The sequence below is a fragment of the Novosphingobium sp. MMS21-SN21R genome, assembly GCF_031846015.1.
In the GTDB taxonomy this organism is placed as follows: Bacteria; Pseudomonadota; Alphaproteobacteria; order Sphingomonadales; family Sphingomonadaceae; genus Novosphingobium.
In genome coordinates, this window is the sequence record NZ_JAVRDU010000001.1 from 1,038,782 (window position 1) to 1,063,835 (window position 25,054).

Here is a 25,054-nt window from a genome sequence, read left to right on the forward strand (position 1 = left end):
CGGTATCCGCCGGGGCGGTCACTTGTCGGAGTGGCCGCCCCACTTCTTTGCGATCAAGGCGCGCTCCGCCCCGGCGTCGAGCGGGTCGGCGAGCTTGAGGCGGGACTGTGCAGCATCGAGCGCAGCATCGTCAGCGCCCGAAGCGACTGCAAACTCAGTATTGTCCGCAGGTGCGGCGCCTTTGTCCTTGGCCTCGATGATCCATAAGCCTTTGCCATCGCGGCACGCCACGGCAACGCTGCTGCCATCGCCAAACTCGCGGCACCAGCGCCCGTCTGCGGCCTGTGCGGTGAGCATGGGCTTGATCTTGCGCCCATCGGGCAGGTCCGCCTGCGCCAGTGAGGGCGTCCGGTCCAGTGCGAGCGAGAGCGGATCGCGGGTATCGCTGGTCCCGCGCGGTGCAACCACCAACACGGCAACAAGACTCGCCGCAATCGCTCCGCCAAGCGGCAGGGCATGGCGCTTCCACCAAGGGGGATTGTCGTTCGCTGCCTGAGGTGCAGGCCTGTCGGCAAGACCCAGCCGCGCCAGCATTGCCTGATCGATCGGCGCTTCGACCATCGGCGCAAAGGCTCCGGTAATCAGGCTGTCATTCGCGCGCCATTCCTCAGCCAGAGCGGCGAGCTCCGGGTCGGTAGAAAGCTCGGCCTCGAAGGCGGTGAGGTCTTCGCCGGTCAATTCACCGTCGAGCCATGCGGCAAGCCGTTCTTCGCGGGACTGCGTCATCGTCCGGCCTCCATATCTGTGTCTTGCTGGTAGCTAAGCGTTTCGGCGATCTTCCCACGAGCGCGGGCAAGGCGGCTCATTACCGTGCCGATGGGCAGGTCCAGCGCTTCGGCAGTATCGCGGTAGCTGCGGCCCTCGATCACAACCATCGCAAAGACGGCGCGCTGATCGAGGGGTAGTGCCTGCAGGGCGCGTTGTGCGGCTGCCAGTTCCGAACGCCTCTCGAGCAAATCGCGTCCATCGCTTCCGGCAAGGCCGTGCAGCGCATCCACGTCCACCGCCGTTCCGCGACGCTTTGCGGCGCGTGCGCTGTCGATGTGCAGGTTTTGCGCGATGCGAAACATCCAGCTATCCAGCCGCGTCCCCGGTTCGAACTGGCTGGAGCGCAAGAGCGCGCGTTCAACCGTGGCCTGCATCAGATCGTCTCCATCGGCGGCACTGCCGGCCATAGCCTGACAGAAGCGGCGCAGGCGCGGCAACGTGGCGACGATCGCGCCGCGCCTGCCTTCCGCACCTTGCCCTAACGAATTCATCCATGCCCCCACAACGACCAGTGCAGTCAGGTATTCCAACCCGCCTGCAGCCGCGCTACAAAAAAGTTACGGTGACCGCACCGGCACTCCCGGAATAACGCGGGCTTGCAGACGTTGTCAGCGCGTATCAAGCAGGATTGCATCCATGACCATGCGCGCCATCTTTGCCGGAATTGCCATCGGGGCATTCGCAGTCCCAGCGTTTCCGCACGACCGTGATCCGCCCGAACCCTCGCGCGCGCAAGAACGGCTCGAGCGCGAACAGGATCGCGCGGCCCAGCGCGCCGAGGAACGCGCCGCGCGGTTCGAGGCGGACCGTGCCCGGATCGAAGAGCGCGAAGTGCGCGAGCCGGCAAAGGCCGCCGAAGACCTCGCAAAACTGGACGCAGATCGCGTCAATGAAGAGGCCAAGACCCTGGAGGATACCGAAAAGGTCGAGTCTGATTACGAAAAGGAACTGGCCGACGAAGCTGAGGACGCGCTGGAAGACTCTGCCGATCTCGCCGAGAAAGGCGATGACAGCGCCGGGGTCGAACATGGCAGCAGTGCCGAGATGCATGACCTTGCCGATGGCGAACGTGCCGAGCATGACGAACGCGGCTATCCCGTGCGGCGGGGCGAGGTCTTCGCGATCGACATACCCGAGCCAGCTTTAACCCAATTGCAGCGTGCGGGGTTCAAGGTCATCGAACGCATCCGACTGGATGAGCTCGACCGTGACATGCTCCGGTTTTCGGCGCCCGATGGGATCAGCGCCGTTACCGCAAGAGACATGCTGCGGACGCTGGCCCCCGCCGCCACGGTGGATGTCGTTCACTATTACGGGCTCGATCTGACGGCAGGTTCAAAGCCGCACAAAGCGCGCGAGAAGACCATGCCGTCGCTGGACAAATCCAGCTTTTCGGTCGGCGTGATCGATACCGCGATTGCCCCGCACCCGGCACTGGCAACGGCACGGATAGTGGCGTGGGCCGACGGCGCTGCGGCTCAGGCTCCGTCAGGACACGGCACAGCGGTGGCCTCGCTGCTAGCTAGCGCCGGACGGCCGACGATCTACAGTGCCAACATCTTTCGCGGACCGGCGGGGAGGCCCTACACCTCTGCCGATGTCATCGCAGCGGCGCTGGAATGGACCGTCCGGCAGAACGCGCCGGTCATAAACATGAGCCTTGCCGGCCCGCGCAACACTATTCTCGACCGGCTGATCCGCGATGCAGTGGCCTCGGGTAAGGTCGTGGTTGCAGCCGCCGGGAATGGCGGCCCCACAGCCCCACCGTCCTACCCAGCCGCCGTGCCGGGGGTGATTGCCGTGACCGCAGTCGACAAGGACCGCCATGTTTATCGGCTGGCCCAGCGCGGACGCCACATCGCGGTGGCGGCCTATGGCGTCGATGTGCTCGCCGCCGATGCGCGCAACAATCTCGCCCGCTTCACCGGAACCTCGTTTGCCACCCCGGTGATTTCAGCGTGGCTTGCGCGATGCAGGGCAGTTGGCACTGCGGCTGCCACCTGCGGGCACCAGTTGAAGGATGCTGCCAAGGATCTTGGCGCCAAGGGATTTGACGAAGTCTATGGTTTCGGCCTGATCGAGTGACGCCAAGATCGCAGACCGTGCACCACGTGTACGGCCAGTCCTGCTAGCTTCCCGGATGTTCCTTTACGACATGCCTTTGAGCGCGAGCTGCGTAATCGATTTCTCGGCTGACGCTCGCCTTTGAGAGGTCGACCTAAAGGCTCGCTCGGCTGCCGTGGTCTTCGCCGAACCATTAAGTTGTGAGCTCCGAAACCTGCTCAGATCAGCTGGCCCAAGTAAAATCTCGCGGTGGGCGCCAATCACTTCACGAACGATCGAATTTCACGCAATCGGTCGTTCCCGGCATTAGGAACAATCGGCAGAAATGTCCGAAGGGCCCGAGTTCGGCTCCTCATTGTCGGCGAGGAGCCGAGGAGTTCAATTTTCAGTGTTCTCAGCAAGGGCGAGCGCGTCCTCAACATCTATCCCGAGATAGCGCACGGTATTCTCGATCTTGCTATGACCGAGAAGAATCTGGACAGCGCGCAGGTTGCCAGTTGCCCGGTAGATGATAGATGCCTTCGTCCGGCGAAGCGAATGGGTGCCATATTCACTTCGGACAAGCCCAACCCCCGTCACCCATTCGTCGACAAGTCTGGCGTATTGGCGAGTGCTGAGGTGGCCATTACGATCCACACGACTTGGGAAGACATAATCGTCTACCGTGCCGCCCCGACGTTCAAGCCATGCCAATAAGCTGGCCCGGGCGTCGGGCAGCAGTTCGAACTGAACAGGGCGAGCCGTTTTCTGCTGCATCACAATTGCACGCGTTCGTATGTGCCCACCGCTGTGGTCGTAGCGGATCGCGCGCTTGCGGTTGCGACGGCCGGGGATGACGGGCGTAGTTCCGGTCTCGCGCAACGATCGGCGCAGGCGGTCCGCGTCGTAGCCTTTGTCGCCCAGCAAGTAGCTCATGGGACCCGCGCGTCCGAGCAGCGCGGGCGCGGCCATTACGTCACTGACGTTGCCGGGCGTCAGCATCAGCGCATACGGACATCCGATGACATCGATGAGCGCGTGGATTTTGGTTGTCCATCCGCCTCGGGAGCGACCGATCGCCTGCGTCTGGTGCTCCCTTTTCCGCCGAACGCCGCGCGCTGCGCTTTGATGTAGGTGCTGTCGATCGCCGTGCTTTTCGTAACCGCGTCGGCCCCTGCCAAGGCATCGAGCAACTTCAGCCAGAAGCCGCGCCGCGACCAGCGGTTGAAGCGGTTGTAGACCGTTGTCGAAGGGCCGTAGTCGGCAGGACAGTCACACCATCGGCATCCGACCTTCAAAACATGCAGGATGCCCGAGATTACCCGCCGGTCGTCAACACGCCTCGCTCCAGGCTGGTTCTTCGGCAAATGCGGCTCGATCGCAGCCCATGCCTCATCCGACAGCCAAGACAACGAACGCGCCATACCTGAGCCTCCCTCATCCAGGAGACTTATGAATCAGTACATCGCCGAAAAATCAAACATCTGATTGAGTTTGGACCCTAGCACTCGTTTCGCTTCCCAAATTCACTAGCCTGCGCTATGATTACACCTGAACACAGGAGATTACCTATGGCGCAGCCCCAGGCTACCGAGCCGATTACAGTACGGACGGCACGGGAGGTCGTGATGGAAATCGATGCGCTAGCCAACGCCATGGCGCGGTCACGCAACTATGTCGTGAATCAGGCTTTGCAGCAGTATCTTGAAACCAATGCGTGGCAGGTCGCCCGCATCCAGGAGGGCATCGAGGCTGCGCAGAAAGGGCAGGTACAGCCCGCCACCGAGGTTTTTGCCGCCATCGCCACCAAACATGGCTGGGGGCAATAAGTGCGGCTTGTTTTTGCCGATCCTGCGGCCCGTGATCTTGGCGACATCATCGATTATATCGCCCTCGATAATCCGCAGGCGGCAGAGGACGTTTATCGCGCGCTTGTAACGAGCGCCAATCAGCTGTGCGATTTCCCCGAGATCGGCCATCCCGGTCGACTTCCAGGCACCCGAGAATGGCGCGTGGTGTCGCTGCCCTATCTTCTCGTCTATCAGGTTGGCGCTGACACAGTGACGATCATTGCCGCGTTTCACGGCGCGCGTGACCTGCCCAGCGCATTGCGCGAACGTCGGAACGAACTCAGACAATAGGCATCGCTGCCCGCTGCGATCCTTGCTTTCGGCCTTGGCTGCTAAGCCGAACAGCGCCCGGTCATCGGCGCGGGTCAAAAATCCATCGAGCATTCACGATAACGCTTCATTGAACGAGCAGCATGCGTGGAATCTAGACTCTATCGATTGTTTTTGGCCACCAAAGCTCAGAAAATCGGCATTTAGATCATTGGAATTATTAATAAATCATAGTTACCAAGGTCTTTCGAGCTCTCGTATGTCTCACCTTTTGCCAATTTCTGTATTTCCAGCAGATTGCCACTTTGAGCGTGCGCTGCGAGGGAGCCGACATTACTTTTCAATGCCAAAATAGCTGGTGAAGAGAAACGCGGCATTTCCTGACGTGACGTTTTTTTACAGCGCAAAGAAACGGTCCGCCCTTGGTAGGGCGGACCAGTCTAGGAATCAGTTGGATCTTTTGAAATAGCCAGTCGTCATTGGCCAGCAGCGGCCAGCAGCGTTGGCTGGTTCTGGAATGGTGCCGAGAAGTCATTGTCTGCGTCGAGTCCGCCGCTGCTTCCGGTACCGAACTGCGCAATCGCCTGAACGAACTGGCTGGCAGCGATCGACGGAGCAGCCCCGCCTTGTACCACGAAGTCGCCCGCACCGATCGCGGCGTGATTGCTGATGGAGGCGACGAACTTCTTGGCGGCCCCGCCATTGCCATCGGCGTCGTAGTAGAGGCGGCCAGAAGCCTGATCGTAGATCAGCCGCTGTTCGGCGGATGTCGCCTTGGTGCCGAGTGCGAACTGATTGGCAGAAACCGCTTCGCTCCCGCTGAAAGCCGCAAAAGCTGACGTATCGAGTACGATCTTGTCTTCGCCGATGGTGAAGTCGGTGATGACATCGTCGAGCAACTGCTTGTCGTCGAGAACGAACTGGTCCGTACCGTCGCCGCCGATCAGGGTGTCGCGCTGGGCGCCACCGGTGAGGACGTCAGCGCCGATGCCGCCGTTCAGGACGTCGAGGCCGCCGCCGCCATTGAGAACATCAGCGCCGTTGCCGCCGCTGAGCTGGTCGTTGCCAGCACTGCCCGACAGGACGTCGATACCTTCGCCGCCGTCGATGATGTCGTTGCCAACACCGCCTTCGAGATTATCATTGCCCGCAGCACCGCTGATGACATCGTTGCCGAGGCCACCGTCGATTACATCGTCACCGTTGTTGCCGGTAAGCAGGTCGTTCCCGGCGAGGCCGCGGATCGTGTAATCGAAGTCGTTTGGAGCGGTGAACGTATCGGACCGTGCGGTGCCGGTGAAGGCCCCGGTGTCGAGAACGTCGCTGACGGTTACCGAAATGGACTGCGTATCGACCAAGCTGCCGTCGCTGGCGGTGACGTTAACGTCGTAGACATTGTTGACGTCGGCGTCGGTCGCAGCCTCGAAGTTCGGTGCTGCAACGAAGCTGAGCGCGCCGGTCGCGGCATCAATGCTGAACAGGGCAGCATCGGCACCGCCGGTGATGCTGTAAGTGACTGTGTCCATCACGTCGTCGGCAGCGCTGACAGTCGTGACCGCGGTGCCATTTTCAGTTACTGTGATCGCTGCGCTGTCACCGCCGGCAATGACCGGAGCATTCAGGGCAACCTTGATCAGTTGAAGCTGGCCGCCTTCGACCAGTTCGCCGCCGACAGCCTTGTGCGACTGCGTATCGACCAGATAGGCCTTGTGGGTTGCATCGCCGAAAGCGCTGGTTACGTCGATTACGCCCGAGGATTCCTCGTCCTGCGTAAGGAAGTTCGATCCACCGGTGACAAAGCGCGAGGCATCGTGCTTGGCAATCACGGTCAGCTTGTCTGTTACCGGGTCATACTGCAGAACGCGACCGATGAAGGCGTTGTTGCCAACGTCTTCCTGGATGATGATCTTGCCTTCGGCATTGACCGTCATGTTATCCATCATGCGCACGCCGATAGTGTCGTTGACCGGCAGTTGGTTGCTGTCGAGCACCGCTTCGATGGAGCCACCCAGTTCCGGCTGCGTGATGTCATCGAACGTCATCTTGTAAAGACGCGACTGGCCGGTGATGCTGGCCGTGGTGACGAACCAGTACACGTTGGGGTTGGTAGGGTCCCAGCTGCCGTCTTCGGGGCGCTGGAAGCTGGTCACGCCTGCGGCTTCGCTCTGCGCATCCAGCTGCGTGCCGGTCAGCGCGCCGACTTCGCCCTGATCGCTCAGGGTAAAGCGACCCGAGGCTGCCACGCCGTCGGTTTCGTTGCTGTTGGCGGCGATGGCATTGACAAGGTTGGTCACCTTGATGCCGAACAGGTGCCCGCCTTCAAGGCCGGCCTTCTGGAATTCGGTTCCGCTGGCCTGCTTCTCGCCAACGTAGACATATACTTGACCGTTCTGGCCATCGTCCTGACCGATGGTGATGGTCTTCTTCTGCGCAAACGGGCTGGCAAGGTTGTTCTCCCACGAGAACAGGCCGGCATCGGCGAATTCGTAGGCGGTTCCGGCTTCTGCTCCGGTCACGAACACCGCGAACTGCTTGCCTTCAGTACCGGCTTCCTCGCCGGTCATGAAGATCCGGCTTTCCGTACCATAGGCAACGCTGGTTTCCGGATCGACCCAGTAATAGGCCGAAGCGGCTGCAAGGTCGGCCGAGCACAGGCGGTTAATCGCGTAGCTCGATGCCGTGACATACGTTCCGGTCGCGTCGTCGAACAGCTTGACCGTCTTGATGGCATCGTCGCCCGATATGACCGACAAGGTCGCCTTGTCGATGACCAGTTGCGTGACGAATGCACCGGCAGCGCCGTGCGCGCGGACCACGCCCAGCGGCGCGCCGCCCGAAGTGCCGATTTCCTGGTTCATCAGCACGGTCACCGTGCCGTCGCCGTTGTCGAACATGCCCAGACCGTCGGGAATGCCTGCCATGCGGTAGCTGCCGCCGCCGACCTTGCTGACCGTGTCGCCGGTCGTCAGGATCGCCTGAACCGTGACGTTGCCTGCCGCGGATACGAGGTACGGTGTCTGGCTGGATGCCGTGTCGGCAACATCGCCGACGCTGACCGAAATCGCCTGCGTGTCGGAGTAGGTTCCGTCGCTGACCGCCACTTCGACGTCATAGATGTTATTGCCACCTGCATCGGTAGGGCGTTCGAAGTTGGGTGCGTTGACGAACGAGAGCGCGCCGGTGGCACTATTGATCGCGAACTTCGCCGCGTCCGCGCCGCCGGAAACGCTGTAGGTGAGTGTATCGCCGAGATCGTCGCTTGCGGTCACGGTTGTGACTGCAGCGATGTTTTCTGCGACTGTGACCGAGGCCGTAGCGCCCGCGCCATTCGAGGTGATGAACGGAGCTGTATCGCTGACGTTGTTGACCTTGACCTGGATCGCCTGGGCATCGGTCAGGCTTCCATCGCTGGCCGTGACGACCACATCGTAGAAGTTGTTCTGACCTGCGTCGGTCGGCGCTTCGAAGTTCGGTGCGGCGATGAAGCTCAGCGCGCCGGTCGCGGCGTCAACGGCAAACTTGGCGGCGTCTGCTCCGCCGGTGATGGCGTAAGACACGGTATCGCCGAAGTTCTTGTCGGTTGCAGTCACCGTGGTGACGGCAGTGGTGTTTTCGTTGATCTGGATCAGCGTGGTCGATCCGCCGCCATTGGACGTGATGACAGGTGCGATTTCGGCCACGACGCCGGGGGAACCGATCTCGGCCTGATCATTGGCGGCCTTAAATGCGCCCTTGGTGTTGTTGGCGCTGAGTGTGCTGATCGTCGTGTTGTTCAGGCCAGCCGAATTGTCGAATGTGGCGTATGGACCGGTTGGCGAGGCGCCGAACACCACGTTCGCCTGCAGCACGCCGGAAGCGTTGTAGAGGTTGACGGCGTCGCCGCCGGTGCTGAGACCGATCCCCGAACCGGTGTAAGTGCCGATCTGCAGCCCTGCAGGAGCGTTTCCACCGAACCAGATGTTTTTGAATGCGGCAACCGCAGTGGCGGGCGTGCTCGATTCCATGAAGATCACCGATTCGCCCGGTGCGATGCTGGTGATGCCATTGAGCGAAAGCGCAGCGGCGAAGCTGTTCGAGTTGTCGTCAACCTTCCAGCCGGTGATGTTCAGCGTGGTCGTGCCGCCATTGGTGACTTCGAACCAGTCTGCAGCGATCGGGCTGTTGCCGCTGGACCAGGGAGCCACTTCCGAGATGTAAACCGTGGGCAGCGCGCCCTCGATGACCACGTCGGTAACGTCGAGCGTGAACGACGTGCTGGCGTCAGGTGTGGCGCCGAGCGTGGTATCGTCGACGTTGACCGTGACGTTGTAGCTGGTCTTGGTCTCGTAATCGAGCGTGGTGCCTGCCTTGACGTAAAGGCCGGTGTTGTCGACTTCGAAGAAGCTAGCGTCGGCTCCGCTGACGCTGAGCGTGTTGGTGCCAAGGCCGTCATCCGTAACCTGAACGTCGGCGACCTTGAGCCGGGTCGCCGTGCTGGTGTTTTCGAGAAAGGCCGTCGTGGCGTTGGTCAATGTGACTTCGGTCGGGGCGGCGTTTATGCCGTTCGACGGCTTGAAGACCCAAAGCTGGGGATGATCGGCATCGCCGCCGCCGTTTTCGCTCACTACATAGATGGTGCCATCGGGGCCCATCGAAATGCCTTCGTGGCCTTGGGCCGCGATGTTGAGCGGATTGCCGGGATCGGTCTGCAGCGTCAGCGAGCTGAGCACGTTGCCCAGACGGTCGACTTCAAGGATCTTGCCCGATTCCTGGCTCAGGATCAGCAGGTTGCCCTCTTCAGGTGTGCCCACCAGCGAAGCGATGTTGGAGAACGCAAAGACGTCGGCAATATCGGTAACGCCGAGCAGGTTGGGATCGAACAAATTGACCGAGTTCTCGGTCGTCGAAGACCCATTGCTGGCAGTGCCCGCGGCGAAATCGATCGTCGTCTGGAAAACGCCCATCGGCTGCTTTTCCTTGACGAAGATGAAGCCGCCGGTGAGCGGATCGTAGGTGAGGCCCTCAAGCCCGAGGTTGGGCGAGAACGTGCCAAGATCAACCGTCTGCGTCTCAGCGCGATCGAGCGTGGTGCCAGCTTCATAGGTGAACTTGACCGCGTTGCGATCACGCTCTTCGGTCATCACGAACTGGCCGCCACCGACGTAGACGATGCCTTCCGGATCAAAGAATTCCGTGCCTTGCGGGCTGTTGCCGAGAGCGAGGGTCATCGTGCTGATGAACTGGCCGGTCAGGCTGACTTCCGTGACCGACTGGCCGCCATCGCCAACGATGAACAGCGTGCCGGTATCCCAGTTGTAGGCAACGCCCGAAGCTTCCTGAGCAAGCAGGTTGTTCGCAGGGGCCGTGCTCCGGGTGGGCTCGGGCAGGTCGTAGCGACCGACACGGACGTAAGTCGAAAGGTCAATGGACATGGTAAAGCACCTTTGTCTGGAGCGGTTGTGCAGGAAATCAGCCGGCATGGGCGAAACTGCAATGAAACTGGCGTAATGTCGTCGAGAAATCGCTTAAAAATCTCGTTACGTGGCGATGTTACTTAATTACGGTCATTTTATTATTTAAGGATTCAAAGGTTCGGCAGATTTTTCTTTTTCAGAACGCGCAAATAAACGTGTGTGGCTGTAAAATGGCCGCACAATCTGGTGATCTATACCTAACTTGATGCCAGAGTTAGCCAGCCCATTATTCAGAATCGTGACACATATGTGAATTCGGCTGAGCGCCTGGAGGTGCCGTTCCTGCGCCCGAGGCATGACATGCGTCGTCACATCGTTCTGTAACCGATCTGTCTTGCCCCGCGCCTAAGGCCCGATTCTGCAGATCGGAACGGATTGTGGGGCGAGTTCCAGCGCTGCGTTCCGGTGCTTTGTGCGGGGGGTCGGAAACAGGTCTGTCGGCGTGGCTCAGACGCGGCGCGACATTCAAAGACTGTGTCCAGATTTTCGAATGCAGTAGAGCAATAGGGGCAGAATTTTCATGTTATCGACACGGTCTGCCAGAATGAAGGCGTCAGGTGTTTTGTGTTTCCTGTCGCTACTGCTTGCGGTCGCTTTCCCGGCACAAGCGGCCAATGAATCTGCCGACGCGGCAGGTGAGGGCGCCATCACCGTATTGTCCGGCTCGTTCGGTACCCTGAACTCTGCGCACTCACTGGACGTGGCCGATGCATTGCGCGCGCTGTGCGCAGGCGCAGATGAGCAGTGCGATGTTCCCTGCTCGGAAACGACATTTGGCCGCTTTCAGCTTGGCAAGCGGCCGATCTGCCGCGTGATCTGGCGTTGCCCCGACGGCAACGTTCATTCGGGCGAAGCCGCGCGCGAGGACACAATCCTGATGCGTTGCCTTCTTGCCTCATCGCAGCGCGTCGAACCGGCTGTCGATGAATTGATGCCGCCTCGTTACGCCCCGCCGTCCTATTGATGCGAAGCGCTTTGTGCCTTGTTGCTGCGTTCAGCGTGGCGCTGTCGGGCTGTGCGGGGTTGCAACCGCGCCAAGGGGCCGTGAAGCACCACCGCAGCTATGCGGCTTACTGGGAACTGCTCGTCACAACCGACCGTTTTGCAGCAACGAAAAACTGTCGGCTTCGCGCCCGCAACGGCGAGGCCTTTGTCGACGGCGCAGCGATTGCCTTCGTATTTCCGAAGGGCTGGAATACGCAGGGTGCAATTTATCGGACCGGCGGAGATGCACCGCGTCGCTGGCGTGAGGATCTGCCCGAAATTCTCCGTATTGGCGCGCCGATGGATCGGGGTTCGGTAGAAAATCCTGCGCAAGGTCTCGTGTGGATACCGCTGCGGCGCCTTGATGGTGTCAACGCCATCGAGATCCAGCCGCAGCCTGGCAAGGCGGCTCGCATCTTCCGATTTCATGGCATGAAAGGGCTCTATCAGTCGGCGCTTTCGCAAGGCTGCATTCCTGTCAGTCGAACGGTGAAGTGACGGCCGATGCAGACTGCAAGGATGGCTATGGCGGCGGCTTTGGTTGCGTATGGGGCGCTGGTCGGGGCGTTGGCGGACGCTGCGCCTGCCTACCTGCGCCGCGCTGACGGTGCCACGCATGTTTCGACCCGCTGGCGACTGCCGCGGCTTGAAATCCCGTCCGAAGACGATACCGATGGCGCTCCCACCGAGACTCTGGCCGAGGCACTCGATGCAGCGTACCGTGCCGCACCCGAATTGCAGGCGCGCCGCTACGAGTTGCGCGCAACGGACGAAGATTATGCGCAAGCGCTCGCTGAACTGAGGCCATCTGCCCAGCTTCAGATAACCGGCAACTATACGAAGACGGTGCCGGGCAGGATCACCCAGGCCAGCCGTCCGCTGATCGACCAGCTGACATCGCCAACGATCTCGACGAACCGGCTCGCGGCCGAAGTGGTGATCGATCAGCCGCTAAGCACAGGAGGCAGGGCAAGCGCAGATACCGCTGCCGCGCGTGAGGCGATCTTCGCCGGTCGTCAGGATTTGCGCGTGAGCGAAGGCGACCTGCTGCTGCGCGTGATCAGCACATATGCTGACATTCGCCGTGATGTGCGCACGCTTGGACTGCGCAAGGCCAGCCTGAGGCAATTCGAAGCGACACTGCAGGAGGTTACCGCGCGCCGGGAAGCGGGCGAACTGACCCGCACCGACATCGCGCAGGCGGCCACACAGATCAACGCGGCGATTGCCACGACGAACTTTGCCGAACAACAACTTGCGCAGGATCGCTCTGCTTATGCAGCGCTCGTCGGGCGTAATCCCGGCAATCTGGCACCGGAACCGGCGTTGCCGCAACTGCCACACACGCTCGATGCTGCCTTCGATCTGGCGCAGCGCCTGAACCCGGAACTGTCGCAGGCAATTGCCGAGGAGCGGGCATCGCGGGCGCAGATCGCCGCTGCCCGGGCGCTTGGCCGTCCGACGCTGTCGCTGCGCGGCATTGCGCGCGTGGGCGGACAGGCCACGCCCTTCAACTTGCGCAACGATGATCAGGATTTCATCGGGCAGGCGGTCCTGACCGTGCCGCTGTCACACGGCGGGCGCGTGGGCTCGCTGGTCGAACAGGCGCGCGACCGAAACAGCGCCGACCGTGAGCGGATCGAGGCGGTCCGCCGCGAGATGGTCAGGGGGGTGGTCGATGCGTGGAACGCGGTGATGACGGCGCAGCGCAATCTCGAGATTCAGGCCGCGCAGCGCGAATCCGCCGCCACCCTCGATGAAGGCACGTTCGAGGAATATCGGGCGGGGCTACGGTCGACATTCGACGTCCTGTTCGCGCACGGCGCCTTGCGCGATGCCGAGATTGCTATGGTCGCAACCCGGCGCGATCTTTACGTTGCCCAGGCTTCGTTGCTTCGCCAGCTGGGTCTGCTCGAAGTGCGGGCGATCCTCACGCAGACCCCGGTCTACGACCCATCCGCAAACACTGCAAAGGCTGCGCGGCGCAGCGGCTTGCCGTGGGATACTGCCGTGCGCAGCCTCGACCGTCTGGGTCAACCGCAGGCCAGCCAGCGCGGGCTCGAACAGCCAGCCCTGCCTGTCGCGGCACCACAGATGATTTCGGCGACCAACATGCCGACCATTGGCCCCGCCACTACACCAGAGTTAGCGCCGATGCCCGGCACAACCGGAACGCCCGTGTCGGCTGTGCCGGTCCAGCCTCACTCAGCGCCTCGCAAAAGGACGACCCGGCCATGAGCGAGACACAAGCCCCCGAAGCCGCGCAGCAGACGATAGGCAGCGATACCGACGACAGCGGACTGATCGCTTTCGCCGCGTTGCTGGCGATCCACCGCATCGCGATCGATCCGGCGCAACTGCGCCATTCGCTCGGCCATTTCCGCCCGATCGAAAATGGCGACCTCCTGCGGCTGGCAAAGCAGCAGGGAACCGAGGCAGGCATCCGCGCCCGCGCGCTTCGCACCACGTTCGACAAGCTTGAGTCCACGCCGCTGCCTGCGCTTGCCAACGGGCCGCAGGGCTGGTTCCTGCTCGGCCGTGTTTCCGGTGACGAGGCGCTGATCCAGCTCACCAGGCCCGAGCCGGGAACCGACAGCCTGCCGATCCGCAAGCTGATGCGCGCTGAACTGGAAACGATCTGGTCGGGCGAGATCGTGCTGGTCACCACGCGTGAAAGCCTCGCCGGGAGCGCCGGGCGGTTCGACGTCAGCTGGTTCATTCCGCAGATCATCAAGTATCGGCGCCTGATCGGCGAAGTTTTGCTGATCACGCTGGCGATCAATCTGCTCGGCCTTGCCGCGCCGCTGTTCTTCCAGAACGTGGTCGACAAGGTGCTGGTCCACAACACACTCGACACGCTGACCGTGCTGGCAATTGGCTATGTTGCGGTCTCGGTCTGGGAAACGGCGTTCGGTTGGTTTCGCACCCGGCTCTATTCGCAAACCAGCCAGAAGATCGACGTCGAACTTGGCGCCAAGCTGTTCCGCCACCTGCTCGGCTTGCCAATCGGCTATTTCGAGGCACGGCGCGTCGGCGATATCGCAATGCGCGTGCGCCAGCTCGAAACGATCCGCGAATTCCTGACCAATGCCTCGCTGACGGTGCTTGTCGATCCGATGTTCACGATCGTTTTCCTCGTCGTGATGTACATCTATTCCGTAAAATTGTTCGTGATCTCGGTGCTGACGATCCCGTGCTACGTGATCGTGGCGCTGTTGGTCACCAAGCCCTTGCAAGCCCGGATCGCGGAAAAGTTCGAGCGCGGCGCAGCCAACAACGCCCTGCTGGTCGAAAGTATCGGCGGCATCCAGACGGTCAAGGCTGGCGCGGTCGAGCCGCAGTGGCAGGAACGGTGGGAGCGTCAACTGGCAGGCTACAGCCAGGCGAGCCAGCAGGTCATCAATCTTGGCAACACCGGCAGCCAGTTGATCCAGCTCGTGTCGAAGCTCAATCTGGCGGCGATCCTCTATTTCGGCGCAGCTGCCGTCATCGACCGCGAGCTGACCGTAGGCGGGCTGGTGGCTTTCAACATGTTCGCCCAGCGTGTGTCGGGGCCGGTCATTCGCATGGCTCAGCTCTGGCAGGATTTCCAGCAGGTGCGCATCGCGATCGACCGGCTCGGTGACGTGCTCAACCAGCCGGTGGAGCCTGGCTCGGGCAGCCGTACCGCGCTGCCCGCGATCAAGGGCGACATAACGTTTGACGCGGTCAAGTTCCGCTATGGCGTCGAAGGACCATGGACGCTCGACGACATCCAGTTGACCATCGCCGCCGGAACTTCGCTGGGCATCGTCGGATCATCGGGGTCGGGGAAGTCGACGCTGACGAAACTGCTGCAGCGGCTCTATGTGCCACAGGGCGGGCGCATCCTGATCGACGGCGTGGATATCGCCCAGATTGACCCATCGTGGCTGCGCCGTCAGATCGGCGTCGTGTTACAGGAAAACCTGTTGTTCAATCGCTCGATCCGCGAAAATATTGCGCTGTCCAATCCGGCGATGCCGCTGGAGGCGGTGATCGAGGCGGCGACGCTGGCTGGCGCGCATGATTTCGTGGTCCGTCTGCCCCAGGGCTACGATACCATCGTAGAGGAACGCGGAGCCAACTTCTCGGGCGGGCAGCGGCAGCGATTGGCGATTGCCCGCGCACTGGTCACCAAGCCGCGCATCCTGATCCTCGACGAAGCCACCAGCGCGCTCGACGCCGAGAGCGAGGAAATCATTCAGGCCAACCTCAAGGCGATGAGTGCTGGTCGCACCGTGCTGATCATTGCGCACCGGCTATCGGCTGTGCGCCAGTGCAGTCAGCTTATCGCCTTGGAAGCTGGGCATATTGTCGAGCGCGGCACGCATGACGAATTGCTGCGCGCGGGCGGACGCTATGCAGACCTGCACCGCCGCCAGACCGGGCCGGCAATGACGGGTATCGAGCCGGAGCATGAGGCGTGAGCGACTTGACCATGAGAAGCCCGGCATGAGCGGCCTTGCCCACACCTTCCGTGTTATCCGCGATGCGATCAAGGCGGATCGCGCACAGGCTAGAACGCCGCGTCGCGCGTCGGAGGTGGATTTCCTGCCCGCCGCGCTGGAAGTGATCGAAACGCCGGTCTCGCCCACCGGCCGCGTGACCACATGGGTCCTGCTGATCGGCCTTGCGCTGACCATCGTCTGGCTGGTCTTGGGCAAGGTCGATGTGGTGGCCTCGGCGACGGGCAAAATCATTCCGACCGGCAGCGTCAAGATCGTGCAGTCGGCTGGCACCGGCGTGATCCGGGCTATCAGGGTCAAGGACGGGGACCGGGTAAAGCGCGGCCAGTTGCTGATCGAACTCGATACGACGCTATCCACTGCTGAATTGCAGCAGGCGCAAAAGGCTCTGCTCAGCGTCGAACTGGACGTGGCGCGGAATCGCGCCATTGCCGATGCGCTGTCGGGCAGTGGCATGCGGGTGAACTTTGCTTCGCCTCCCGGTACGCCGCCGGAAATAGCGGAAACCCAGCGCCGTCTGGTCGAGGCACAAGTCGGTGAAGTGCTCGCAAGCGTCGCAGGTCTCCAGGCGGCACGCCGTTCGTCGATGTCCGATGCCGACGCGGCCGAAGCGACGCGGGCGAAACTGGACGCGACCATCCCCATCCTGGATCACGAACTCGATGCTATGAACCGGCTTGACCAGAAGGGCTATGCACCGGGCCTTCGTCTGTTGGAATTGCAACGCCAGCGCCGCTCGGAAGCGGGCGACCGGGACGTTGCGGCTGCGCAATATGCGCGCGGCCTGTCTGAAGCTGGCAAGCTTTCCCGGCAGATCGACCAGACGCGTGAACAGGCGCGCCGCATAGCGCTGGCCGATTTGGCCACGGCGCAGAACGATGCGATCCTTAAGCGCGAGGAAGTGACCAAGGCGACCCGCATATCGGGCCTACAGCGGCTCTACGCCAGCGAGGACGGGACCGTGCAACAACTGGCCGTCCACACGATCGGCGGCGTGGTCGAGCCTGCGCGCACGCTGATGGTTATCGTGCCATCCGATGACGCCATCGAAATCGAGGCGCGGGTGCTGAACAAGGATGCCGGATTCGTGCGGGAAGGACAGTCCGCAGTCGTTAAACTCGATGCCTTTCCCTTCACCCGCTATGGCACGATTCCGGGCACGGTGGTGTCGCTAAGCCGCGACGCGGTGCCTGACCAGAAGCTCGGTCCAACTTACGTCGTGCGCATCCGCCTCGATCGCAACACGCTGATTGTCGACGGCAAACCGGTCAGGCTTTCCGCCGGTCTGAACGCGGTGGCCGACATCCGCACCGGTTCGCGTCGGATCATCTCATGGCTACTGAGCCCGATTCAGACGACCGTTCAGCAGGCCGCACACGAGCAATAGAAGCTGAATTAAGGTTTTGACACGATAGCGCGTTGGTCGAGATGGTACCTCACCAAGGACGATATAATGAGCGGCCTGAGGTGAATGCGAAGAATTGTCGGCATCACGTGCCGTTCAAAACGACCGTGCAATGCCAAGGACAGCACACTCGTACATCGTCGCTCGACCCTTGGGACTGTCGTCTAGCAAGCGCCCCACATTCATCCGGGGCGTTCATCAATCGTGGCAGACGCAGCGCGTGGTTCAATGGCGCGTGCCGATTATCGGAGCCGCCTCGCCTGTTTAACTTCAATCTCAGCGAGGACGCCATTCTGAACCGACAGCAGCTTGATAGGCCACGATAAATACTGAATGCGAGTGGGGCGCTTGCTGCTAACTCACGTCTAGATGAATATGCGACTGAATTGGCCGTCTTCCGGCCGGAAGCAGACTGATCAGATCTTCCCCAGTTCTGGCCTTTCGGCGACGCACGAATTGACGCCCGCTTTTGGCAAACCCTGCCATTTGATGGGTGACTTGGCAAAGGCAGAAAAGTCCCAATTGCGGCGGGATACAGGAAGGGACGGATTCCCATCCCTTGACCCCACACCCGAATCCAACTAAGGGCGCATCCTTCCGCGACGGGTAACCCCCAATCGCGGCAAAGAGCTGAACATTGCCGGTGCGTGCGGGCAGGGCCTCTGGTCCATTCTGTGCAAGCCGTCAAAGTAACCCGGCCTTATGTGTCCGGGTGGAGCGTTTCGGTTCGTTGATGTGCTGGTCGCGGGACTGATCGTCCCGCTTGCCCGTCGTTTGCGAAGCCCGCAAATCCTTCACCTTGCCGCTTGGGTCACAACCAAGGTGAAGAGTACTTCATGCCCACTATCAATCAGCTGATCCGCAAGGGTCGCGAACCGCAGAAGGCCAAGAGCAAGGTCCCTGCGATGGAGCAGAACCCGCAGAAGCGCGGCGTTTGCACTCGCGTGTACACCACGACCCCGAAGAAGCCGAACTCGGCTCTCCGCAAGGTCGCCAAGATCCGCCTGACCAACCAGCGCGAAGTGATTTCGTACATTCCGGGTGAAGGCCACAACCTGCAGGAGCACTCGGTCGTGCTCATCCGCGGCGGCCGCGTCCGCGATCTTCCCGGCGTTCGCTACCACGTCCTGCGCGGCGTGCTCGATACGCAGGGTGTCAAGGATCGCAAGAAGTCGCGCTCGAAGTACGGCGCCAAGCGTCCGAAGTGACGGCCCCATCAGGCCGGCATCCCCGCGAAGGCGGGGATCTCGTTCGGCCCTGATGAACGCTGGTTTGGTTCTCTGCTGCACGAGGCCCCCGCTTTCGCGGGGGAGCAGCGGGAAGTAGGAAGGAATTCAAGATGTCACGTCGTCGTCGTCCGGAAAAGCGGGTCATCCTGCCCGATCCGAAGTTCGGTGATCAGGTTCTGTCGAAGTTCATGAACAACCTCATGCTCGATGGTAAGAAGTCGGTCGCTGAAAGCATCGTTTACGGTGCGATGGACACCATGCTGGCCCGCGCCAAGGCGGACCCGATCCAGCTGTTCCATGATGCGCTCAACAACGTGAAGCCGCAGATCGAAGTGCGTTCGCGCCGCGTCGGTGGTGCCACGTATCAGGTCCCCGTCGAAGTGCGTCCGGAACGCGCCCAGGCGCTCGCCATCCGCTGGCTGATCACGGCTGCGCGCAACCGTTCGGAAACGACGATGGCCGCGCGCCTCTCGGCCGAGCTGCTTGATGCCGCCAACAACCGTGGCAACGCGGTCAAGAAGCGTGAAGACACCCACCGTATGGCCGACGCCAACCGCGCGTTCAGCCACTACCGCTGGTAATCTGGCGCTGGTAAGCGTCTAGGGGCCGCTTCCGCCATTCGTCCTGAGCCTGTCGAAGGACGTTTGTGGCGGGGCTGGTCTTTAAACGGTCACAATAGTAACCATATGGGCGGGGCCTTAACCGGTCCCCCCATACTCCCAAGGATAATCTCATGGCCCGCAGCCATCCGCTCGAGAGCTATCGCAACTTCGGCATCATGGCGCACATCGACGCCGGCAAGACGACGACGACCGAGCGCATCCTTTATTACACCGGCAAGTCCTACAAGATCGGCGAAGTCCATGACGGCGCCGCGACGATGGACTGGATGGAACAGGAGCAGGAACGCGGCATCACGATCACGTCGGCCGCGACGACCTGCATCTGGAACGACCACCGCCTGAACATCATCGACACCCCCGGCCACGTCGACTTCACCATCGAAGTCGAACGTTCGCTGCGCGTGCTCGACGGTGCCGTGGCCGCGTTCGACGGCGTTGCCGGCGTCGAACCCCAGTCGGAAACCGTATGGCGCCAGGCGGACAAGTACAAAGTCCCCCGCATGTGCTTCGTAAACAAGTTGGACCGCACCGGCGCCAACTTCTACTATTGCGTCCAGACGATCATCGATCGCCTCGGCGCGAAGCCTGCCGTGCTTTATCTGCCGATCGGTGCGGAAGCGGACTTCAAGGGTCTGGTCGATCTGGTCGAGAACCGTGCGATCATCTGGAAGGACGAAGCGCTGGGCGCGGAGTTCTTCTACGAAGAGATCCCGGCTGATCTGGCCGACAAGGCAGCCGACTATCGCAATCAGCTGATCGAACTTGCCGTCGAGCAGGACGATGACGCGATGGAAGCGTATCTTGAAGGCAACGAGCCCGACGTGGCGACGCTCAAGGCGCTGATCCGCAAGGGCACGCTGAACCAGTCGTTCGTTCCGGTGCTGTGCGGCTCGGCGTTCAAGAACAAGGGCGTCCAGCCTCTGCTTGACGCCGTGGTCGATTACCTGCCTTCGCCGCTAGACATTGAAGACGTGCAGGGCATCAACCCCGACACAGACGAGCCGGACAGCCGTGCGACCGCCGACGACGCTCCGTTCTCGGCGCTGGCGTTCAAGATCATGAACGATCCGTTCGTGGGCTCGCTCACCTTCACCCGCATCTATTCGGGCACGCTCAACAAGGGCACCTACCTGAACTCGGTGAAGGGCAAGAAGGAAAAGGTTGGCCGCATGCTGCTGATGCATGCCAACAGCCGCGAAGACATCGATGAAGCCTATGCAGGCGACATCGTGGCGCTGGCCGGCCTCAAGGAAACGACGACGGGCGACACCCTGTGTGCCGAACGCCAGCCGATCATCCTTGAGCGCATGGAATTCCCCGAGCCGGTCATCGAACTGTCGGTGGAGCCCAAGACCAAGGCCGACCAGGAGAAGATGGGCGTCGCGCTGCATCGTCTCTCGGCCGAGGATCCCTCGTTCCGCGTCACGACCGATCACGAATCGGGCCAGACGATCATCAAGGGAATGGGCGAACTTCACCTCGAAATCATCGTCGACCGCATGCGTCGCGAATTCAAGGTGGAAGCCAACGTTGGTGCGCCGCAGGTTGCCTATCGCGAATATCTCGGGAAGGCCGTCGACGTCGATTACACCCACAAGAAGCAGTCGGGTGGTACCGGCCAGTTCGGTCGCGTGAAGGTACGTGTCACGCCGGGCGAGCGCGGTTCGGGCATCATCTTCACCGACGAGATCAAGGGCGGTAACATTCCGAAGGAATATATCCCCGCGATCGAAAAGGGCTTCCGCGAAACGGCAGCCACGGGTTCGCTCGTCGGCTTCCCGATCATCGACTTCGAAATCAACCTCTACGACGGCGCCTACCATGACGTCGACTCGTCGGCGCTTGCATTCGAAATCGCAGGTCGCGGTTGTATGCGTGAAGTCGCGCAGAAGGCCGGCATCAAGCTGCTTGAGCCGATCATGAAGGTCGAAGTGATCTCGCCGGAGGAATATCTCGGCGACGTGATCGGCGACATCAACTCGCGTCGTGGCCAGATCCAGGGCACCGACAGCCGGGGCAATGCCCAGGCCGTCACCGCCATGGTCCCGCTGGCCAACATGTTCGGTTACGTGAACCAGCTCCGCTCGTTCACCCAGGGCCGCGCAAACTACTCCATGTTCTTCGACCACTACGACGAGGTTCCGGCCAACGTCGCGGCCGAGGTCAAGGCGAAGCTTGCATAAGACCACGGATAGCATTAGGGGCGGCGCTCGATTCAGCGGGTGCCGTCCATTTCCCGCAGTATCTGCACACAATTGAAAAGAAGGTTTGAACAATGGCCAAGGCTAAGTTTGAGCGGACCAAGCCGCACTGCAACATCGGCACCATCGGTCACGTTGACCACGGCAAGACCACGCTGACTGCCGCAATCACCAAGGTTCTCGCTGAGACCGGTGGCGCGACTTTCACCGACTACGCGAACATCGACAAGGCTCCTGAAGAGCGCGAGCGCGGCATCACCATCTCGACCGCACACGTCGAGTACGAGACCGCCAACCGTCACTACGCGCACGTCGATTGCCCGGGTCACGCTGACTATGTGAAGAACATGATCACCGGTGCTGCCCAGATGGACGGCGCGATCCTGGTCGTGAACGCTGCTGACGGCCCGATGCCGCAGACCCGCGAACACATCCTGCTCGCTCGCCAGGTCGGCGTGCCTGCTCTGGTCGTGTACATGAACAAGGTCGATCAGGTCGACGACGAGGAAATCCTCGAGCTGGTCGAACTCGAAGTTCGCGAACTGCTTTCGTCGTATGACTTCCCGGGCGACGACATTCCTATCGTCAAGGGCTCGGCTCTCGCCGCTCTCGAAGGTCGCAATGACGAAATCGGCAAGAACTCGATCAACGAGCTGATGGCTGCTGTCGACAGCTACATCCCGCAGCCGCCGCGCCCCACTGACAAGCCCTTCCTGATGCCCGTCGAAGACGTTTTCTCGATCTCGGGTCGTGGTACGGTTGTGACCGGCCGCATCGAGACCGGTATCGTCAAGGTTGGTGAAGAAGTCGAGATCATCGGCCTCAAGGACACCCAGAAGACGACCGTGACCGGCGTTGAAATGTTCCGCAAGCTGCTCGATCAGGGTGAAGCTGGCGATAACGTCGGTGCTCTGTGCCGCGGCATCAAGCGTGAAGACGTCGAGCGTGGTCAGGTTCTGGCCAAGCCCGGTTCGGTCACGCCGCACACCGAGTTCTCGGCTGAAGTCTACGTGCTGTCGAAGGATGAAGGTGGCCGTCACACGCCGTTCTTCGCCAATTACCGCCCGCAGTTCTACTTCCGCACCACCGACGTCACCGGCGAAGTGATCCTTCCCGAGGGCACCGAGATGGTGATGCCTGGCGACAACGTCACGCTGTCGGTCAAGCTGATCGCTCCGATCGCGATGGATCCGGGTCTGCGCTTCGCAATTCGCGAAGGTGGCCGGACCGTCGGTTCGGGGGTTGTCAGCAGCATCTCGAAGTAATATAGGCCGCGCACCGGCGGGGAGATTCGCTCTTCCCGCCGGTCGGTTTTTTACTTTCTGATCGCTTTTAGGCAGTCGGCCCGCTCTCCCCGAGCTTCAGCAAATGGGGCAGGGTAAGAGGGCAGGTCGACTGGCTTTTTTGTTTTGCTCTTTCGCATCGGTAAACGGACATGGACGCCCAGAATATCCGCATTCGCCTCAAGGCCTTTGATCATCGTGTGCTCGACCAGGCCACTGGAGAAATTGCAGATACCGCCCGCCGCACCGGCGCGCTGATCCGGGGTCCCATTCCGCTCCCGACGCGCATCGAGAAGTTCACCGTGAACCGCGGTCCGCACATCGACAAGAAGTCGCGTGAGCAGTTCGAGGTTCGTACTTACAAGCGCTTGCTCGACATCGTGCAGCCCAATGCGGCCACTGTCGACGCGCTGATGAAGCTGGACCTTGCGGCTGGCGTCAACGTCGAGATCAAGCTGGCCTGAGCCGCTTGATGACGGCCCTGCCCAGGCAGGTGTCCGCTCCGGTCGGATCGTCCGCAACGATTCAGATATTCTGGCCGGTTCATTCCGGCCAAGACCCTCACTCCGGTGAGGGGCCAGAGTTTCCGGGGTAACAAAAGCCTCGTTGACAATGGGATACCTCCGGCGCCGCGAGAAATCGCACAGCCGGGCAAGCGTCCCCCGATTGCTTCTGTTTCTACAGGGGTACTCAGCCCGGTCGGGGGCGCGCTTCACATACGGGCTGAACACGCATGTCGGAATGGGTCCGGCATGCCTCTGTGAGGAGTATGGATCATGCGCACCGGCGTGATCGCGAAGAAGGTCGGGATGACCCGCCTTTTCCAGGACGATGGTCGGCACGTGCCGGTTACCGTTCTTTCGCTAGAAAATTGCCAGGTGGTTTCGGTTCGCACGGCTGAAGTTGACGGTTACGTCGCTTTGCAGCTCGGCGCGGGTCAGGCCAAGCAGAAGAACGTTGCCAAGCCGCAGCGTGAGCACTTCGCCAAGGCTGAAGTTCCGCTGAAGATGGAAGTCGCCGAATTCCGTGTTGCCGATGACGCAACGCTGGACGTCGGTTCGACCATCGCCGCTTCGCACTTCGTCCCCGGCCAGATGGTCGACGTTTCGGGCAACACGCAGGGCAAGGGCTTTGCGGGCGGCATGAAGCGTTGGGGCTTCGGCGGTATGCGTGCAACGCACGGCGTATCGATCTCTCATCGTGCACTGGGTTCGACTGGCCAACGCCAGGATCCGGGCCGCGTCTTCAAGAACAAGAAGATGGCAGGGCACATGGGCGACAAGCAGCGCACCCAGCAGAATCTCGAAGTCGTCCGTGTTGACGACGAGCGTGGCTTGATCTTCGTCAAGGGCTCGGTCCCTGGTTCGAAGAACGGCTGGCTGCTCGTCCGCGACGCCGTCAAGGTTTCGCGCCACGCTGACGCGCCCTATCCCGCCGGTCTCAAGCAGGCCGCCAACAGCAATGACTCGGCAGCTGCCGACACCCCGGCGGAAGCCGTGGCTGTCGAAGCCACCGACGGTCAGGAGGGCTAAGTCGTGAAGGTTCAGGTCCTCAATCTCGACGGCAGCACCGCCAAGGGCGAAGTGGAACTTGCAGATGACGTGTTCGGCCTTGAGCCGCGCGCCGACATCCTGCACCGCGTCGTTACCTGGCAGCTGGAAAACCGTCGCGGCATCGCCCGCAAGGCGCGTGAGCGTTCGGACGTTGCCCGCACCGGCAAGAAGTTCGGTCGCCAGAAGGGCGGCGGTACTGCTCGTCACGGTGATCGCAAGGCTCCGATCTTCATCGGCGGCGGCAAGGCACATGGTCCTCGCGTCCGTGAGTTCGACGTCTCGCTGAACAAGAAGATCCGCGCACTCGGCCTGAAGATGGCGCTGTCGTCCAAGGCAAAGGCCGGTCTCGTGATCGTCGACAACCTCGACGTTGACGCCAAGACCAAGGCTCTCGTCGGCCAGCTCGCTCAGGCGAACTGGGGCAAGAAGGTTCTCGTGATCGACGGCGACGCCGTGAACGACAACTTCGCCAAGGCTGCGCGCAACATCGTAGGCGTGAACGTCCTGCCGGCAATCGGCGCGAACGTTTACGACATCCTGAAGCATGACACGCTGGTGCTGACGCGCTCGGCTGTCGAAAAGCTGGAGGCGCGCTTCAATGGCTAAGGAAGCGATCGACACCCGTCACTACGACGTGATTGTGGCTCCCCACATCACCGAGAAGGCGACGCTGCTCAGCGAGCACAACGCCGTGGTCTTCAAGGTTGCCGACAAGGCGACCAAGCCGGAGATCAAGGCAGCGGTCGAAGCGCTGTTCGACGTCAAGGTCACGAAAGTGAACACCTTGAACCAGGACGGCAAGACCAAGCGCTGGAAGGGCAAGCCCTACAAGCGTTCTGATTTCAAGAAGGCTGTCGTGACTCTGGCCCCAGGCCAGTCGATCGACGTCACCAGCGGTATTTGAG

20 protein-coding genes and 1 pseudogene are annotated in these 25,054 nt (G+C 61.5%); 16 read left to right on the plus strand and 5 right to left on the minus strand.

Annotation, left to right across the window (positions count from 1 at the left end):
* Positions 1-18: 18 nt before the first annotated feature.
* Positions 19-726, minus strand: coding sequence for a hypothetical protein (locus RM192_RS04930; protein WP_311506456.1), 708 nt, complete (start codon positions 724-726; stop codon positions 19-21).
* Entirely contained in the window at positions 723-1,259 is a 537-nt protein-coding gene (locus RM192_RS04935; protein WP_311506457.1) for an RNA polymerase sigma factor, read from the minus strand. Before RM192_RS04935 ends, RM192_RS04930 begins: the two co-directional genes overlap by 4 nt.
* Positions 1,260-1,404: 145 nt before the next feature.
* Between RM192_RS04935 and RM192_RS04940 the strand changes: the two genes are divergently transcribed.
* Positions 1,405-2,853: a S8 family serine peptidase gene (locus RM192_RS04940; protein WP_311506458.1), complete on the plus strand. Its 1,449-nt coding sequence runs from the start codon at positions 1,405-1,407 to the stop codon at positions 2,851-2,853.
* Between the two features lie 357 nt (positions 2,854-3,210).
* On the opposite strand, the gene RM192_RS04945 is transcribed toward RM192_RS04940, so the two are convergent.
* The gene (locus RM192_RS04945; RefSeq protein WP_311508570.1) at positions 3,211-3,588 is read right to left on the minus strand and encodes a tyrosine-type recombinase/integrase; all 378 of its coding nucleotides are present in this window, start codon (positions 3,586-3,588) and stop codon (positions 3,211-3,213) included.
* Positions 3,589-3,624: 36 nt separating this feature from the next.
* Positions 3,625-4,235 (minus strand): annotated as a pseudogene (locus RM192_RS04950) (IS5 family transposase); the annotation flags it as partial.
* A 147-nt stretch (positions 4,236-4,382) separates the two neighbouring features.
* Here RM192_RS04950 and RM192_RS20035 point away from each other — a divergent pair.
* Positions 4,383-4,640, plus strand: coding sequence for a CopG family ribbon-helix-helix protein (locus tag RM192_RS20035; RefSeq protein WP_409233782.1), 258 nt, complete (start codon positions 4,383-4,385; stop codon positions 4,638-4,640).
* On the plus strand, positions 4,641-4,952 hold the full coding sequence (locus RM192_RS20040) for a type II toxin-antitoxin system RelE/ParE family toxin (protein ID WP_409233783.1): 312 nt from the start codon (positions 4,641-4,643) through the stop codon (positions 4,950-4,952). It abuts the gene before it with no gap.
* Between the two features lie 455 nt (positions 4,953-5,407).
* Here RM192_RS20040 and RM192_RS04960 read toward each other — a convergent pair whose 3' ends face one another.
* Positions 5,408-10,342, minus strand: a complete 4,935-nt coding sequence (locus tag RM192_RS04960; RefSeq protein ID WP_311506460.1) for an SdiA-regulated domain-containing protein — start codon at positions 10,340-10,342, stop codon at positions 5,408-5,410.
* A 586-nt stretch (positions 10,343-10,928) separates the two neighbouring features.
* On the opposite strand from RM192_RS04960, the gene RM192_RS04965 reads away from it, so the two are divergent.
* The 13 genes from RM192_RS04965 to RM192_RS05025 all read left to right on the plus strand — a co-directional run bounded on the left by RM192_RS04965 (position 10,929) and on the right by RM192_RS05025 (position 25,053).
* Positions 10,929-11,348 (plus strand): hypothetical protein, encoded by a 420-nt coding sequence (locus RM192_RS04965; protein ID WP_311506461.1) that lies wholly within the window; start codon positions 10,929-10,931, stop codon positions 11,346-11,348.
* Positions 11,349-11,428: 80 nt separating this feature from the next.
* Positions 11,429-11,866 carry a hypothetical protein gene (locus RM192_RS04970; RefSeq protein WP_311506462.1) on the plus strand — a complete coding sequence of 146 codons (438 nt, stop codon included), beginning with the start codon at positions 11,429-11,431 and terminating at the stop codon, positions 11,864-11,866.
* A 6-nt stretch (positions 11,867-11,872) separates the two neighbouring features.
* Positions 11,873-13,606 (plus strand): TolC family protein, encoded by a 1,734-nt coding sequence (locus RM192_RS04975; protein WP_311506463.1) that lies wholly within the window; start codon positions 11,873-11,875, stop codon positions 13,604-13,606.
* Positions 13,603-15,816: a type I secretion system permease/ATPase gene (locus tag RM192_RS04980; protein ID WP_311506464.1), complete on the plus strand. Its 2,214-nt coding sequence runs from the start codon at positions 13,603-13,605 to the stop codon at positions 15,814-15,816. The genes RM192_RS04975 and RM192_RS04980 overlap by 4 nt, the downstream gene beginning before the upstream one ends.
* Positions 15,817-15,841: 25 nt before the next feature.
* On the plus strand, positions 15,842-17,242 hold the full coding sequence (locus tag RM192_RS04985; protein ID WP_311506465.1) for an HlyD family type I secretion periplasmic adaptor subunit: 1,401 nt from the start codon (positions 15,842-15,844) through the stop codon (positions 17,240-17,242).
* Positions 17,243-18,096: 854 nt separating this feature from the next.
* Entirely contained in the window at positions 18,097-18,468 is a 372-nt protein-coding gene (rpsL, locus tag RM192_RS04990; RefSeq protein WP_183611292.1) for a 30S ribosomal protein S12, read from the plus strand.
* A 131-nt stretch (positions 18,469-18,599) separates the two neighbouring features.
* The gene (gene rpsG / locus RM192_RS04995) at positions 18,600-19,070 is read left to right on the plus strand and encodes a 30S ribosomal protein S7 (RefSeq protein WP_231470196.1); all 471 of its coding nucleotides are present in this window, start codon (positions 18,600-18,602) and stop codon (positions 19,068-19,070) included.
* 152 nt (positions 19,071-19,222) lie between these two features.
* Positions 19,223-21,295, plus strand: a complete 2,073-nt coding sequence (gene fusA, locus RM192_RS05000) for an elongation factor G (protein WP_311506466.1) — start codon at positions 19,223-19,225, stop codon at positions 21,293-21,295.
* 92 nt (positions 21,296-21,387) lie between these two features.
* Positions 21,388-22,578, plus strand: coding sequence for an elongation factor Tu (tuf, locus tag RM192_RS05005; protein ID WP_311506467.1), 1,191 nt, complete (start codon positions 21,388-21,390; stop codon positions 22,576-22,578).
* Between the two features lie 170 nt (positions 22,579-22,748).
* A complete protein-coding gene (rpsJ, locus tag RM192_RS05010; protein WP_039334374.1) occupies positions 22,749-23,060 on the plus strand; it encodes a 30S ribosomal protein S10 in 312 nt (103 codons plus the stop codon).
* A 312-nt stretch (positions 23,061-23,372) separates the two neighbouring features.
* The gene (gene rplC, locus RM192_RS05015; RefSeq protein ID WP_311506468.1) at positions 23,373-24,128 is read left to right on the plus strand and encodes a 50S ribosomal protein L3; all 756 of its coding nucleotides are present in this window, start codon (positions 23,373-23,375) and stop codon (positions 24,126-24,128) included.
* Between the two features lie 3 nt (positions 24,129-24,131).
* Complete coding sequence (gene rplD / locus RM192_RS05020; RefSeq protein ID WP_311506469.1) at positions 24,132-24,755, plus strand: 50S ribosomal protein L4; 624 nt, start codon at positions 24,132-24,134, stop codon at positions 24,753-24,755.
* The gene (locus RM192_RS05025; RefSeq protein WP_054107588.1) at positions 24,748-25,053 is read left to right on the plus strand and encodes a 50S ribosomal protein L23; all 306 of its coding nucleotides are present in this window, start codon (positions 24,748-24,750) and stop codon (positions 25,051-25,053) included. Before rplD ends, RM192_RS05025 begins: the two co-directional genes overlap by 8 nt.
* Position 25,054: the final 1 nt, after the last annotated feature.

Bases quoted from the DNA above. Each gene is read 5' to 3' on its own strand.
- RM192_RS04930 (WP_311506456.1), bottom strand. From the start codon at position 726: ATGACGCAGTCCCGCGAAGAACGGCTTGCCGCATGGCTCGACGGTGAA.
- RM192_RS04935 (WP_311506457.1), bottom strand. From the start codon at position 1,259: ATGAATTCGTTAGGGCAAGGTGCGGAAGGCAGGCGCGGCGCGATCGTC.
- RM192_RS04940 (WP_311506458.1), top strand. From the start codon at position 1,405: ATGACCATGCGCGCCATCTTTGCCGGAATTGCCATCGGGGCATTCGCA.
- RM192_RS04945 (WP_311508570.1), bottom strand. From the start codon at position 3,588: ATGCAGCAGAAAACGGCTCGCCCTGTTCAGTTCGAACTGCTGCCCGAC.
- RM192_RS20035 (WP_409233782.1), top strand. From the start codon at position 4,383: ATGGCGCAGCCCCAGGCTACCGAGCCGATTACAGTACGGACGGCACGG.
- RM192_RS04960 (WP_311506460.1), bottom strand. From the start codon at position 10,342: ATGTCCATTGACCTTTCGACTTACGTCCGTGTCGGTCGCTACGACCTG.
- RM192_RS04965 (WP_311506461.1), top strand. From the start codon at position 10,929: ATGAAGGCGTCAGGTGTTTTGTGTTTCCTGTCGCTACTGCTTGCGGTC.
- RM192_RS04975 (WP_311506463.1), top strand. From the start codon at position 11,873: ATGCAGACTGCAAGGATGGCTATGGCGGCGGCTTTGGTTGCGTATGGG.
- RM192_RS04980 (WP_311506464.1), top strand. From the start codon at position 13,603: ATGAGCGAGACACAAGCCCCCGAAGCCGCGCAGCAGACGATAGGCAGC.
- RM192_RS04985 (WP_311506465.1), top strand. From the start codon at position 15,842: ATGAGCGGCCTTGCCCACACCTTCCGTGTTATCCGCGATGCGATCAAG.
- rpsL (WP_183611292.1), top strand. From the start codon at position 18,097: ATGCCCACTATCAATCAGCTGATCCGCAAGGGTCGCGAACCGCAGAAG.
- rpsG (WP_231470196.1), top strand. From the start codon at position 18,600: ATGTCACGTCGTCGTCGTCCGGAAAAGCGGGTCATCCTGCCCGATCCG.
- fusA (WP_311506466.1), top strand. From the start codon at position 19,223: ATGGCCCGCAGCCATCCGCTCGAGAGCTATCGCAACTTCGGCATCATG.
- tuf (WP_311506467.1), top strand. From the start codon at position 21,388: ATGGCCAAGGCTAAGTTTGAGCGGACCAAGCCGCACTGCAACATCGGC.
- rpsJ (WP_039334374.1), top strand. From the start codon at position 22,749: ATGGACGCCCAGAATATCCGCATTCGCCTCAAGGCCTTTGATCATCGT.
- rplC (WP_311506468.1), top strand. From the start codon at position 23,373: ATGCGCACCGGCGTGATCGCGAAGAAGGTCGGGATGACCCGCCTTTTC.
- RM192_RS05025 (WP_054107588.1), top strand. From the start codon at position 24,748: ATGGCTAAGGAAGCGATCGACACCCGTCACTACGACGTGATTGTGGCT.